Source organism: Tolypothrix campylonemoides VB511288_2, assembly GCF_045999855.1.
Classification (GTDB): domain Bacteria; phylum Cyanobacteriota; class Cyanobacteriia; order Cyanobacteriales; family Nostocaceae; genus Scytonema; species Scytonema bouteillei_A.
Map to the genome: position 1 here is coordinate 236006 of NZ_JBFPMW010000015.1, position 12768 is coordinate 248773.

Annotated in this window: 13 protein-coding genes and 1 tRNA gene; 8 read left to right on the forward strand and 6 right to left on the reverse strand. The window is 43.0% G+C overall.

All coding sequences use genetic code 11. The features are described 5' to 3' along the window. The first annotated feature begins 270 nt into the window (after positions 1–270). From hemB to AB0756_RS33855, 7 genes are all read left to right on the forward strand, one after another. On the forward strand, positions 271–1254 hold the full coding sequence (gene hemB, locus AB0756_RS33825; RefSeq protein WP_038093417.1) for a porphobilinogen synthase: 984 nt from the start codon (positions 271–273) through the stop codon (positions 1252–1254). Positions 1255–1642: 388 nt separating this feature from the next. After that, on the forward strand, positions 1643–1954 hold the full coding sequence (locus AB0756_RS33830; protein WP_038093422.1) for a helix-turn-helix domain-containing protein: 312 nt from the start codon (positions 1643–1645) through the stop codon (positions 1952–1954). 143 nt (positions 1955–2097) lie between these two features. After that, positions 2098–3081: an alpha-ketoacid dehydrogenase subunit beta gene (locus AB0756_RS33835; RefSeq protein ID WP_038093425.1), complete on the forward strand. Its 984-nt coding sequence runs from the start codon at positions 2098–2100 to the stop codon at positions 3079–3081. A gap of 129 nt (positions 3082–3210) precedes the next feature. Further along, positions 3211–4623: a protein translocase subunit SecD gene (gene secD, locus AB0756_RS33840; protein ID WP_050045315.1), complete on the forward strand. Its 1413-nt coding sequence runs from the start codon at positions 3211–3213 to the stop codon at positions 4621–4623. Beyond that, a complete protein-coding gene (secF, locus tag AB0756_RS33845; RefSeq protein WP_038091766.1) occupies positions 4620–5600 on the forward strand; it encodes a protein translocase subunit SecF in 981 nt (326 codons plus the stop codon). The genes secD and secF overlap by 4 nt, the downstream gene beginning before the upstream one ends. A 342-nt stretch (positions 5601–5942) precedes the next feature. Beyond that, on the forward strand, positions 5943–6317 hold the full coding sequence (locus tag AB0756_RS33850) for a hypothetical protein (protein WP_038091764.1): 375 nt from the start codon (positions 5943–5945) through the stop codon (positions 6315–6317). Positions 6318–6423: 106 nt separating this feature from the next. Further along, the gene (locus AB0756_RS33855) at positions 6424–6894 is read left to right on the forward strand and encodes a GNAT family N-acetyltransferase (RefSeq protein ID WP_038091760.1); all 471 of its coding nucleotides are present in this window, start codon (positions 6424–6426) and stop codon (positions 6892–6894) included. On the opposite strand, the gene AB0756_RS33860 is transcribed toward AB0756_RS33855, so the two are convergent. The 6 genes from AB0756_RS33860 to AB0756_RS33885 form a co-directional block, all read right to left on the reverse strand. Continuing rightward, positions 6854–7774, reverse strand: coding sequence for a sensor histidine kinase (locus tag AB0756_RS33860; RefSeq protein WP_038091771.1), 921 nt, complete (start codon positions 7772–7774; stop codon positions 6854–6856). The two genes, AB0756_RS33855 and AB0756_RS33860, sit on opposite strands and share 41 nt — an antisense overlap. 132 nt (positions 7775–7906) lie before the next feature. Then, positions 7907–8536: an L-threonylcarbamoyladenylate synthase gene (locus AB0756_RS33865; protein ID WP_038091769.1), complete on the reverse strand. Its 630-nt coding sequence runs from the start codon at positions 8534–8536 to the stop codon at positions 7907–7909. A 59-nt stretch (positions 8537–8595) separates the two neighbouring features. Continuing rightward, the gene (gene prmC / locus AB0756_RS33870) at positions 8596–9507 is read right to left on the reverse strand and encodes a peptide chain release factor N(5)-glutamine methyltransferase (protein ID WP_038091757.1); all 912 of its coding nucleotides are present in this window, start codon (positions 9505–9507) and stop codon (positions 8596–8598) included. A gap of 27 nt (positions 9508–9534) precedes the next feature. Continuing rightward, positions 9535–10344 carry a Tic22 family protein gene (locus tag AB0756_RS33875; RefSeq protein ID WP_050045314.1) on the reverse strand — a complete coding sequence of 270 codons (810 nt, stop codon included), beginning with the start codon at positions 10342–10344 and terminating at the stop codon, positions 9535–9537. Positions 10345–10813: 469 nt separating this feature from the next. Beyond that, positions 10814–10887: transfer RNA gene (locus AB0756_RS33880), tRNA-Pro, on the reverse strand. Positions 10888–10991: 104 nt separating this feature from the next. After that, positions 10992–11543: a GNAT family N-acetyltransferase gene (locus AB0756_RS33885; protein WP_038105828.1), complete on the reverse strand. Its 552-nt coding sequence runs from the start codon at positions 11541–11543 to the stop codon at positions 10992–10994. Positions 11544–11970: 427 nt separating this feature from the next. Between AB0756_RS33885 and AB0756_RS33890 the strand changes: the two genes are divergently transcribed. Beyond that, a complete protein-coding gene (locus AB0756_RS33890) occupies positions 11971–12690 on the forward strand; it encodes a hypothetical protein (protein ID WP_038105829.1) in 720 nt (239 codons plus the stop codon). The last annotated feature ends 78 nt before the right edge of the window (positions 12691–12768 follow it).

Sequence of the window (12768 nt, forward strand, 5' to 3'; positions counted from 1 at the left end):
TTGCAAACCAAGGGCTGCTAACGGATAAAAAATAACTATTAATTTTTAATAAGTTTTTTAGTTAAGAAATTCAGGGAACTTTTAATATTTAAGCCTTAGGACCTAGCTGTAAAATACAAAATTGCCCCACAACGTCATCAGCAGTAGGGCAGAGGAAGTTAAGCGCTTTTTGTAGTGTCACTGACTACAGAACGTTTTAACCTTGCCTTTGTGACGCTTTGTTTTGTGTCCATTATCCATTAAATTTTTAGTTCGGGTTTACAAAATTTTATGTTTCCAACTCATCGTCCTCGCCGTTTGCGTGCTCATTCACAACTGCGCCGCATGGTACGTGAAACCGTACTAACCACAAACGATCTGATTTACCCCCTATTTGCCGTACCTGGGGAAGGTATTGCTCATGAAGTAAAATCTATGCCCGGTGTCTTCCAACTTTCGATAGATAAAATTGTGGAAGAAGCAAAAGAGGTTTACGATCTGGGCATCCCTGCCATCATTTTGTTTGGAATTCCTGCAGATAAAGACGTAGATGCCACAGGTGCATGGCATGATTGCGGAATAGTACAAAAAGCGGCTACAGCCGTTAAAGAAGTAGTACCAGATTTGATCGTTGTTGCTGACACCTGTTTGTGCGAGTATACAAGTCACGGTCACTGCGGTTATTTGCAAGTGGGCGATTTGACAGGACGGGTTTTAAATGACCCGACTTTAGAATTACTCAAGAAAACGGCAGTTTCTCAAGCAAAGGCTGGTGCGGATATCATTGCTCCTTCTGGAATGATGGATGGCTTTGTACAAGCAATTCGCAGTGGTTTGGATGAAGCGGGATTCCAAGACACACCAATTCTGTCCTATGCTGCTAAGTACGCTTCGGCTTATTACGGTCCTTTCCGCGATGCAGCAGATTCTGCTCCACAGTTTGGCGATCGCAGAACTTATCAAATGGACCCCGGTAACGCCCGTGAAGCCCTCAAGGAAATTGACCTAGATATCGCTGAAGGTGCTGATATGCTTATGGTGAAACCCGCTTTGGCATACATGGATATTATTTGGAGAGTCAAGGAAGCTAGCAACTTACCTGTTGCTGCTTATAACGTCTCTGGCGAGTATTCCATGGTGAAAGCAGCTGCACTCAATGGTTGGATTGACGAACAGCGTGTGGTTATGGAGACTTTAATCGGTTTCAAGCGTGCTGGTGCTGACTTGATACTGACTTACCATGCTAAAGATGCTGCACGGTGGTTGCAACAATAGCAAATAATAGCAGTCAACTAAGCAACGCATTTGGTAACGGATGAGATAACGGATATCGGATGGGCAAATCGGCTTATAGATTGCTCATACGCATGACTGTTACAAATCCGTTGCCATATTTGTTTCAAGGGTTCACGGAATAGTGATGTTCCTGCTAGAAGGTAAAATTTTTCGATTGAGAGTGCTGGAGTATGCGATTATTCTTTATATAAAGAGATAAATTCCGCTCTTTTAACGTCTTGGGCAAGCATACACATAGAATCGCCCGTTTGCCAGATACGCAACTAATAGATTATAAAATAATATAGTTAATAAATAATCTTTGTTGGCTTTAATAGGTCAACTGATTTACTAAATAAGTACTTAGTAAAAAAGGGAGCATTGGGGTATGGATATGCAAGTCCTGAGAGAGCGTGCGGGACTTAGTCGTGCAGAGGTTGCCTTCAGGCTTGCAATCAGTGAAACGAGCGTCCGCAATTGGGAAGCAGGACGTACAGAACCCACGATGACACCAAAAAAATATCTAGAAGCTCTGCGGCTATTCAAATGCACGCCTGAAGAACTCGCCGGTGCTAGTGAAAAATCTATTAATCAGCGACACAAGCGCAAACCAGGAAGACCGAGAAGGTTTCCAGAAAATTCAATGAGTCAAGTCAATCAAGTGTCTGATACACCTAGCTTGATATACAGCGACCAGTGAGAAGGAGACAACGCGGACAAGGTGGAATAATTTATGACTGGCGATTGATGACAAATAACAAATGACTAACTCGTGTGTTTGCTCACCAATATAGGAGCAGATGCACGATAAGATTCTAAAGACAATGTTTCAATAAAAGTCCAATGGCAGAAACACTATTCTTCAACGCTTTACGAGAAGCCATTGATGAAGAAATGGCTCGTGATTCAACTGTATTTGTTCTTGGGGAAGATGTCGGTCACTACGGCGGTTCCTACAAAGTTACCAAGGACTTATACCAAAAGTATGGGGAACTCAGGCTTTTAGATACTCCCATAGCCGAAAACAGCTTTACTGGCTTGGCTGTGGGTGCAGCAATGACTGGGTTGCGACCGATTGTTGAAGGTATGAACATGGGCTTTTTGCTGCTCGCTTTCAACCAAATCGCTAACAACGCCGGGATGTTGCGTTATACCTCTGGTGGTAACTTTAAAATCCCAATGGTCATTCGCGGACCCGGTGGTGTGGGAAGACAGTTGGGGGCGGAACACTCGCAACGTTTAGAAGCTTACTTCCAAGCAGTTCCTGGGTTGAAAATTGTAGCCTGCTCCACACCATACAACGCTAAAGGGCTTTTAAAATCCGCAATTCGCGATGATAACCCCGTGTTATTTTTTGAACACGTTCTGCTTTATAACTTGAAAGAGGATTTGCCAGACCAAGAATATTTTCTGCCTTTGGATAAAGCAGAAGTTGTGCGTCGCGGAAAGGATGTTACAATACTGACCTATTCGCGGATGCGCCATCACGTGATGCAAGCAGTAAAAACTTTAGAAAAAGAAGGTTATGACCCGGAAGTGATCGATTTGATATCACTTAAACCACTAGATTTTGATACTATTGGTGCATCTGTAAGAAAAACACATCGCGTGATTATTGTGGAAGAGTGCATGAGAACAGGAGGCGTTGCAGCAGAGTTAATCGCCTCGATTAATGACCGTCTATTTGATGAATTAGATGCACCTGTACTGCGACTTTCTTCTCAAGATATTCCCACGCCATACAACGGGACTTTAGAAAGGTTGACAATTGTTCAACCAGAACAAATCGTTGAAGCTGTCGAGAAAATGGTAGCGGTACGCGTTTAAGAGGAGGATTGGGAATTGGGAACTGGAAATTGGGTTAGTATAAAATGACTCAAATCCTAATACCCAATTCCTAATCGCCATTTGCTCTCAAACAACGCTATCATAGCCTTTGTCGCAGCGAGTGAGAGTATGCAAAGACAGCGATCGCTACTATTCTTGATATCTATTATGGTTGTTGCCGCTATTGCGGTGATAGCACTTATTCCCGTACCTTTAGGGTTAGACTTGCGCGGAGGTTCGCAGCTAACAATTGAGGTGAAAACAACACCAGAAATTCAGCAAATTACTGAAAGAGAATTGGCTGCTGTAAAAAGTGTTGTTGAAGGTCGTATCAACGGTCTGGGGGTTTCCGAACCCGTGATTCAAACGGTAGGTACGAATAAAATTTTAGTGCAGCTACCTGGCGTGAACGACCCAGAACAAGCAGAACGAGTGCTGGGAGGTACAGCACAGCTAGAGTTTCGCACCCAAAAGCCCAAGACCGAAGCTCAACTCTTTGCCCTTCAAAGTTCTAGATTTCAATTGAAAGCAAAGCAAGATGAACTGAGAAAGAGCAAAGACAAAGCTGCTATTGACAAAAATCAACAAGAATTAAAAAATAACACGAGTGCAATTGCAGAATTATTTGAAAGTACAAAGCCACCTTTAACTGGGAAATACCTTAAAGATGCTTACGGCGAACCCACTCAAGGCAATGATTGGAATGTTGCCATTCGCTTCGATCCTCAAGGTGGAGAATTATTTGCCGATCTGACGAAAAAACTGGCAGGTACCGGACGCAGTATTGGTATTTTCTTAGACAATGAACTTATTAGCGCTCCTACTGTAGGACCGGAATTTGCTACAGCTGGTATTACTGGCGGTGCGGCTGTAATTACAGGTCGGTTTACCCCGCAACAAGCGAATGATTTGGGGGTACAACTGCGTGGTGGTTCGTTACCAGTACCCGTAGAAATTGGTGAAATCCGAACTGTTGGAGCAACCTTGGGTAAAGACAGTATACAAAGCAGTATTTATGCTGGTATTGGTGGTTTGTCGTTAGTATTAATATTTATGATAGTGTACTACCGACTGCCCGGAGTCATCGCGGACATATCACTATTAATATATTCTCTTTTAAGTTGGGCAGCTTTTGCGCTGTTAGGAGTCACACTAACATTGCCAGGTATTGCCGGCTTTATCCTCAGTATTGGTATGGCAGTTGATGCCAATGTCCTAATTTTTGAGCGAACTCGAGAAGAATTGCGGGCTGGTAAATCTTTGTATCGTTCTGTAGAATCCGGTTTTTATCGTGCATTCTCCAGTATCTTAGATAGTAACGTCACGACATGGATTGCTTGTGCAGCACTGTTTTGGTTGGGCTCTGGCTTGGTTAAAGGCTTTGCCCTAACTCTGGCTTTAGGAGTGGCGGTCAGTATGTTCACAGCAATCACCTGCAGTCGCACATTCATGTTTTTGGCAATTTCTTTCCCCTCATTGCGGAAACCGGAACTTTTTTGTCCGAACCTGCCAGTGACGAATAAGGCAGAGGTGGCTCAATGAAACTCAGTATTAACAAATCAAGAGGGCTTTGGTGGATTGTTTCTTCCGTCATTATTCTTGCCGGTATCATCTCAATGGTGATTTCTTGGCAGCAACTTGGTTCTCCCCTGCGTCCGAGTCTCGATTTTGTTGGTGGTACGCGCTTGCAGTTTGAACGGGATTGCTCTCAAACCACTAACTGCGCTACACCTATTGATATTAATGTGGTTCGGGACGTTGCAAAAGCCCAAGGTTTGGGTGATAGCAGTATCCAAGTTATTGCTGATAAGGAAACGGGTAAAGACAATGGTGTTCTCATTCGGACAAAAACTTTAACGCCCGAACAACGGACTCAGTTACAGAATGCTATCAGCGAGAAAATTGGTGCTTTCGATCCGCAGAAGAATCAAATTGACACGGTCGGTCCTACTATTGGTCAAGAACTGTTTAGATCCGGTATTATCGCTCTGGTAGTATCTTTCCTCGGTATTATCATCTACATGGCTGTACGCTTCCAATGGGACTATGCCGTGTTTGCGATCGTGGCTTTATTTCATGACGTGCTAATTACGGTCGGGATTTTCTCAATTTTAGGTTTGGTTGCAGGTACGGAAGCTGATAGCCTTTTTATCGTTGCTCTACTGACAATTACAGGTTTTTCAGTTAACGATACTGTGGTGATTTACGATCGCATTCGCGAAACCCTCAAAATTAATCCCAACCTTTCCTTTGCAGCAATTGTGGATGATGCAGTCAATCAAACCTTAGCAAGATCTATCAATACAACACTCACCGTACTGCTCACATTACTTGCTATCTTTCTTTTTGGGGGAGAAACACTTCACAATTTTGCTTTAGCACTCATCATTGGTTTTACAGCAGGAGCTTATTCCAGCATTTTCATTGCCAGTACTCTTCTGTGCTGGTGGCGAGAACGCAATGGCGAATCAGCACTCACCAATCCTACTGACTCAGTCGATGCTTCAGCTGATAGTTAGTGGTTAGTGGTTAGTCTAACCCCTGTAGGCGGTGAGACCAGTGCTGCAGGCAGGTCTCCCGCGCCCTGGCGACTGGCAAACCCGTATAGCCCTTACGGGCATAGTCCAAAGGCATCGCGGAGCGTGTGCCTTGCACATAGCGTCTGTGCTCCTAAGACACAAGGGAGGGGGTTCCCAATCTAGGGGACTAGCGTATAGCCGTTACAGGTATAGCTTTGCATCGCGAAGTGTGTCGCAAAGCGCGACGAGAGCGTCTGTGCTCCTGAAATACAACGGAGGGTTAGTGGTTAGTAGCCACTAACAACCAACAACCAACAACAACTAACAACTAACAACCAAGAAATGGACAATAGCGATCCCGGTTTTGCTCAACAAGTGCTAAAATTACACCAGCTTCAGGTCACTGCTAGATGGTTGTTTGTTAGCTTTTTATGGCTAACTCTCGCACCTGTTTGTTTGTGGAATTTGCGTGAAGAACTGCTCCTGTGGCGGCAGTACTTTACTTGGATTGCAGTGCGATATGGTCTTTATTATCATCCATTATCGACTTTAGGTTTATCTTTCTGTATTGGCATGACCTTGGCTGTCTTGATTTGGCAAAGTCGAAATATCTTGTTTGGAATGCCTGAGGATGAAAAGCAACGTCTGGAAAAACAGGTTTTCCAAATTCGCCAACAGGGTCCGAGCCATCCACTCTGGAAATGGGTTTGCAGCTAAAATCTATTTATTAATTTTTTTAAAGTATTCTTAAGATATAATTTTACCGATCTCTACCAAAATGAGATAGAAGATAAAAAAGATACCTATACTATCGGTAAAATTCATGAATTCCACTCAGATTCGATTTAGCGATCGCAAGTCTGAAATTGACATTTTCCAGCTACAGCAACTGTTAGATATCGCAGCTTTTTGGGCAAAAGGTCGCAGCATTGAAGATTTAGCTACGGCCATCGAAAATAGTGACCCCGTCATTTCTGTTTGGAACGGAGAAAGACTCATTGGCTTTACAAGAGCGACTTCAGATGGTGTATACCGTGCGACTATTTGGGATGTAGTTATACATCCAGAGTACCGTAGTATTGGACTGGGAAGTAAATTAGTGGAAACGATTTTGAGTCATCCGCGCATGAATCGAGTTGAGAAAGTCTATTTGATGACAACCCACCAGCAACGTTTCTATGAAAGAATAGGTTTTCAACAGAACACAACCACTACAATGGTCTTGCATAACCGAGCTAATCTGGCTTCTCTTTCTATGACTGAAGTTCAATTTCAGGAATTACGCGGGGGATAGAGACTTGTAGCCTTGTATAGCTATCTAAGGGTTTCCAATCTGCGGGAGAGGTAGAAACTTCTAACTTTCCTGCCATCGCTTCTACCAGTGTTTGATTGAGTAGTAGTTTCATTCCTGGCGACAGAGAAGACTTAAGTTCCTCGTGTTTGGAAAATTTCTCGTCAGTTGCAATTAAATCGACTTGTTCTTGTACGGGAACAGCATGAGTTGGTACATCCAGCCAAATGCAAACGAGATCGTCTGTAGGAGAACCCCCAACAGAAATGCGGAGACTACCTTCCTCCATTTGGGCAATACAGCTTTCTACCAAATTCACTAAAACGTAACGCAACCAGTATGGGTCTGCTAAAACATAAATTTCCGGATCTGGTGGGGATATAAGTAAGGGATAATTGCGATTCTCCGCCAGCATATAAGTGACTTCATGAAGGTGCTGTAAAATATCAACGAGTGATAAAGGCTGAATATTTAATTTATTTGTGCCATATTCTGTTCTAGCAACGTTAAGAATTTCATCTATTAGCTTTAGCAACTTCAGTGCTCTCTCATGAGCTTGGGAAATAAATTCTCTCTCTTCTTCCGGATTTTCACAAAGGTTGGACAAAATTAACTGATGCAATCCAATTAATCCGTTGAGAGGCGATCGCAAAACGTGGGTTGTTCTTGCCAAAAATCCTGCTTTAAACTGGCTCATTTCCCGCGCCATGTAATATGCCATCTGCATTTGCTTGATTTGTTGTAAAAGTTCTAGCGCATTTTGATTGCCAGGATCTGATACCACAGATGAACTAGACGTTGGATCTCGCCTTGCTAACAATCCGCGAATCGCGAACCCCAGTGCTACTCCTATTGCTAAATATACCCAGTTACTCCAATTCATAATCACCCGAACGGTAAACAGCAATCCGTGACCGGCGAACAGCAATCAGTGACATATAGCGTAGAAACCCCTGAAATTAATGAAAAAACACCGATCGTTGTTTAACTGCTTACCGATCGCCAGTCGCGGATTTTAAAATTCTATCTTTATAGCACCTTGCCGTAAGACCTGCCAATTTTCTCCAGTCCATTTAACGACAGTAGAAGGTAGACCCGTTCCTTTTACTTCCGTATCGTATTCTGTTGCTGCCAGACATAGAAGCTCGGGAAACTGAGCTTCTATTTCGCTGACCGTAAGTAAAGGAGGCTGACCTGATAAATTGATACTCGTCGTGGCAAGCGGACCTGTTTGCGCCAAAATTTTACGGGCGATCGCACTATCTGGAACCCGCACTCCTACTGTAACAGAATTACTTAATTGATTCGTGTACTGACTAAAATTTTCATTGCTGCTGGAGATCGTGACTTTTGGTACGCGTTCTGAAGCTGGCAGTACCAAAGTAAGTGCCCCAGGCCAATACTTCTTTGCCACTTCGTGCCAAACTTGATACTCTTCATCCCTACCCTGAGTAAATGCCCAAATGTCCTCCGTGCGAGCAGCCATTAATATTAAAGGTTTCTCTCGACTGCGTTGCTTTGCCGCGTAAATTAACGAGCTTTTTTCAGGGAGGCATGCCAAAGCAGGAACTGTATCTGTTGGAAAGCTTACAAGTTTTCCGGCACGTGCGCCAGATATGAGAGCATCTAGGGAAACAATTGTCATCTGAATTATGAATGATAAATTATGAATTATAAAATTTTCGCTCATTCATAATTCATAATTCATAATTCATAATTTTTAAAGGCAAGAGCGAATCTTTGGATACCAGCCAAATCCTTATAAATTTCAATGTTGCGATACTTACCACAGTTTTGCAACATTTCTCGGACAGCATCGGCTTGTCCTGCCATCATCTCAATCAGCCAGATTCCACCAGATTGCAAATAGGTGGGCGAAACTTCTACTAAATGGCGGATACTGTCTAAGCCGTCAAGACCACCGTCTAAAGCCAGATGTGGTTCGTGGTCGGTCACTTCGGGTTGCAGAGTAGGGATGGTACTAGTGGGTATGTATGGTGGGTTCGATACCATTCCACTAAACTGACCTCTAAGAGATTCCAAGGGATTCCACCAAGAACCTTGATAAAATCGAATGCATTCCTCAAAACCCAAGCTTCGAGCATTTGCTATTGCGACTTCTAATGCTTCAGGGCTGAAATCAACAGCATGAATTGTTGCGTTCTTAAACGTATCTGCCAGCCCTATGGCAATCGCTCCACTACCGGTTCCTAAATCAGCCCAATGCCCTCGTTGAAGGTGAGGCAGATTGGCTGTAGCTGTTATCGCCAAATCTATCAAGCATTCTGTTTCTGGTCTGGGAATCAAAACCGAATTTGACACTGCAATTTTAAACTTTCGCCAAGGAGTTACTCCAGCAATATACTGCACTGGAAGACGATCCTCTAATCGCTTTTGCCACAGGTTGTCTAAATCTTCCAGTGATAACTTTAGGGGAATTTGCGGTTTGTCTTTGAAGGATTCCAAAAGCAGTGCCAAACGATCTAACCCAGCGATCTCTTGAAGCAACCAATCGACTTCAGCACTAGGGACACCAGAGGCAGCGGCCATTTTTAGTGCCGTGTTACGCCACTGCCAAAGCTGTAACCCAGTAACGACTGACTGTTTATCCGCCATGCCTCAAATTAAGATGAAAATCAGTTGTTATTTTTTAGGTGCCGGTGCTGCTGCTGGTTTAGTTGTTCCTTGCTTGGTGACTACGTATTGCATACTATCAGAAGAGGGAACTATAGCAACTTGGCTGAGCCATGCATCATTTTTCTCCCGTAAAGTTTTAATTACGTTGTCTATATCCACAACCTGAATATCAGCTTTGGGAACTTGTGCTTTTACTTGTTCCAATAAACCCTGTGCGTCTTTCTTACTTAAAAACAAAGGAATCATTTCCTTATTGTCAGCTTTCCGTTTGACGGATACGTATCCTTTCTCTGGAGATCTCACAATAAAAACAGGTACACTGGGGAACTGCTGAACGTTTTTACCGCTTTGACGCAATAATGTCATTGCACCTTCCAAGTCTTGTTTTCCTGGTTGAAAAGCAAATACAGGGCGGTCTGGTTTGTTAGCACCATCGCGCAGTCTTTGATAAATTAATCCAAGCGGTACTGGTGTCACTTGCAAGCTTTTGACTATTTCTGCCATTTTCGGATCGGAGCCTTTTGCATTTCGCAGCTGGTTGACAAAAGCTTGTGCTTCTTGACCGTTCATAAAAACGTCTGTCACAGCAACGTCTTTTTTCGGTGCATTTTGTCCGTTTTGAGCGTTAGCTGGAACTGTGCGAGTTAATGGTACGCCTTTGTTGTTAGTAATCAAAAATACGGGAACTGGATCTAATTTTTCTTTGATTTGCTGTTCTGTTAATGCAAGCACTGGAACAGCTCCACTCAAAATTGTTGCCAGTAGAGTACTCCCTACTAATGTTACTGTTGTGCTCCAACGAACAAGTGATTTCATAACTAACTTCTCCTCGCAGTAAATGTTTCTCAATAAATTTGATAAAAGATGAAGGGTAAAAGATCAAGGATGAAGGCTAAAGGATAGAATTTCATGCTTCGTACTTCATACTTCATACTTCATACCGAACAGTTTCCTCTTTCGCCAAGGTGCCAAATGCCATTTTATTGGCTTTTCCTAAAAAAGGGACGCTAATAAATAGTAAATCGTTCCTATTGCAAATAGTGGAAAAATGTCACAATCATTACACAATATGAATACTTTTTCAAGTAGGCTTGGCTGCAACTGAGTTTAACCAGTAAAGGTTAAGTAGAAATAATGTATCTTTCTGGAAAAATATGCATCTCTATGTAAGTCAATTTACACAAATGTTGGAACTATTCAAGCAAATTCAATTTTAATTTTTGATGATTTGCACAAAAAACCCCAGCTTTTTGAAAAAACTGGGGTTTTTTAACGACTCTATCAGTCGGGATGACAGGATTTGAACCTGCGGCATCCTGCTCCCAAAGCAGGCGCGCTACCAAGCTGCGCTACATCCCGACAAAAAACATTTGCCATGCTTTTGCTTATTCCAGCATCATGGCTGTCTAACCTTAACCATTATAGCTAAATTAACTGGAATTGGCTAGTTCTTTTTTTAAAATTTAGTGAGGATACCAAAACATACCTTTGATGCCTTCCGGATCGGGCATAAAACCTAAAGTCCGATAAAAATCAACAACGTGAGGATCGGCAAAAAGAGTCACATTACTAATTTCTTCACTCCTTAATTTTTTCAGTACGTATTTCATCAGAGCTTTGCCACATCCTTTGCCTTGAAACTCCGGATGAACTACGACATCCCAAATCGTGGCGTTAAACGCGTGGTCTGAAGTAGCACGGGCAAAACCTATAAGTCGTCTTTTGTTTCCTCGCACCTGCCACATGGTGGCCACCAGAAAACTGTGCTCAATCGCTTTTTTCACTTTTCTCAGGGGACGTCGCGACCAACCGACAGAATCACAGAGTTCTTCTAGTTCATACAGGTCGATGTCTCGTTCAGTGCTGAACACGATGCGAGCCTCTTGCGAAGAAGTTTCACTCTTGCCACCGGGACTAGAATTACCCGTAGCGTCTGTGCTCATCTCCTCAAAGGGGTTTGTTTTAGATGTTGCGGCTGTATCTGATGTACTAAACCAAGTTTTCCAAAAACCCATGCCAACGTGGTTCGGGTAGTATAACTAAATTGGTCTCTACTGAAAAAGTGATGATTCACCTTTACCTGCAAACTACCAATCTTTCTCCTTCCACTTACACTCATAAATTATGTATTTTTAGGATCTTGAATAGCAGTAGCTAGCAAGTGCGTGTTTCACACTAATCTCTTTCAACTTTAGCATTATGTTGTGGGGCTAAGGAGAAATTACTGAAAATGCAAGAATGAACAATGAGCACTGGGCAACGGGCAATAGGCACTGGGTAACGGGTAATGGGCAATATAGAGTAGCAACGAAAAAAATAGGAATTGAATTATTTTTAACCATACCTGATGTTATTTTTAACCATACCCTCCGCCCCCTACCCCTAGCCCCTGCTTCCTCTGCCCCCTATCCCATACCACCACCTCCTGCCCAAATCTCAATTATGGCTTCTGGCTTAAAATCTTCTACACTAGAACTTCTAAAACGCTTTAACCGAGCGTTCCCTCAGTTTTACGAACAATTTGTGAGCAGCGAGATTCAGTTACAAAATTTGCGGCTTGCTTACCGCTTGTATAAAAGCAGACGTGCTGTCATAGAGTTAAAACCTGAGGGTAGCAAAAGTGCCTTACATTTTGCTTACCGCAACCAGTCTTTTCTACTCAGCGATATTTTTGGTGTACTAGCTGCTTACGGATTAACTATTCATGGTCTGAGTTTATACGGTCAAATCCGACCGCCAATGTTGGTTTTTATCAAACTGTTAGTCTCTCGGGGTAGCAAAGCGCTTACCGAAAAAACGTCAGAGAATGTGTGCCGTGCCATCAGAGAAGCATTAGGTGGGCGGTTTGAGGTAGAAGAAATGCTGGCCGTGGAATTTAATTTAGATACTGGTTTAGAACAAGTACAAACCGAGTTCTATGTCGATCCAGTCTTTCATCTTCCTGCTTTAGTGATTGAAGCTGATAACCAACCTGGCTTATTTTATAAAGTTATGTACGCTATTTGGCAGGAAGACCTTTTGGTAGTCAATGCTAATTTACTTGTTTGGCGGGGGCGCACGCGTTTGATTCTCTACTTGCTCGGACCCAATGAAAGTTTAATCCCAGAATATTTAGGTCACAAAATTGCTGAAGGCGTGCGCCAGAGGTTGATGGGTAGGTGAGGGACTCGCGACAGAGGCTTGGGGACAAGCAAGACAGAGGAAACAAGGGAGAAAGTACTCATAACCATTCTCTCACCC

Bases quoted from the DNA above. Each gene is read 5' to 3' on its own strand.
- hemB (WP_038093417.1), top strand. From the start codon at position 271: ATGTTTCCAACTCATCGTCCTCGCCGTTTGCGTGCTCATTCACAACTG.
- AB0756_RS33830 (WP_038093422.1), top strand. From the start codon at position 1,643: ATGGATATGCAAGTCCTGAGAGAGCGTGCGGGACTTAGTCGTGCAGAG.
- AB0756_RS33835 (WP_038093425.1), top strand. From the start codon at position 2,098: ATGGCAGAAACACTATTCTTCAACGCTTTACGAGAAGCCATTGATGAA.
- secD (WP_050045315.1), top strand. From the start codon at position 3,211: ATGCAAAGACAGCGATCGCTACTATTCTTGATATCTATTATGGTTGTT.
- secF (WP_038091766.1), top strand. From the start codon at position 4,620: ATGAAACTCAGTATTAACAAATCAAGAGGGCTTTGGTGGATTGTTTCT.
- AB0756_RS33850 (WP_038091764.1), top strand. From the start codon at position 5,943: ATGGACAATAGCGATCCCGGTTTTGCTCAACAAGTGCTAAAATTACAC.
- AB0756_RS33855 (WP_038091760.1), top strand. From the start codon at position 6,424: ATGAATTCCACTCAGATTCGATTTAGCGATCGCAAGTCTGAAATTGAC.
- AB0756_RS33860 (WP_038091771.1), bottom strand. From the start codon at position 7,774: ATGAATTGGAGTAACTGGGTATATTTAGCAATAGGAGTAGCACTGGGG.
- AB0756_RS33865 (WP_038091769.1), bottom strand. From the start codon at position 8,536: ATGACAATTGTTTCCCTAGATGCTCTCATATCTGGCGCACGTGCCGGA.
- prmC (WP_038091757.1), bottom strand. From the start codon at position 9,507: ATGGCGGATAAACAGTCAGTCGTTACTGGGTTACAGCTTTGGCAGTGG.
- AB0756_RS33875 (WP_050045314.1), bottom strand. From the start codon at position 10,344: ATGAAATCACTTGTTCGTTGGAGCACAACAGTAACATTAGTAGGGAGT.
- AB0756_RS33885 (WP_038105828.1), bottom strand. From the start codon at position 11,543: ATGGGTTTTTGGAAAACTTGGTTTAGTACATCAGATACAGCCGCAACA.
- AB0756_RS33890 (WP_038105829.1), top strand. From the start codon at position 11,971: ATGGCTTCTGGCTTAAAATCTTCTACACTAGAACTTCTAAAACGCTTT.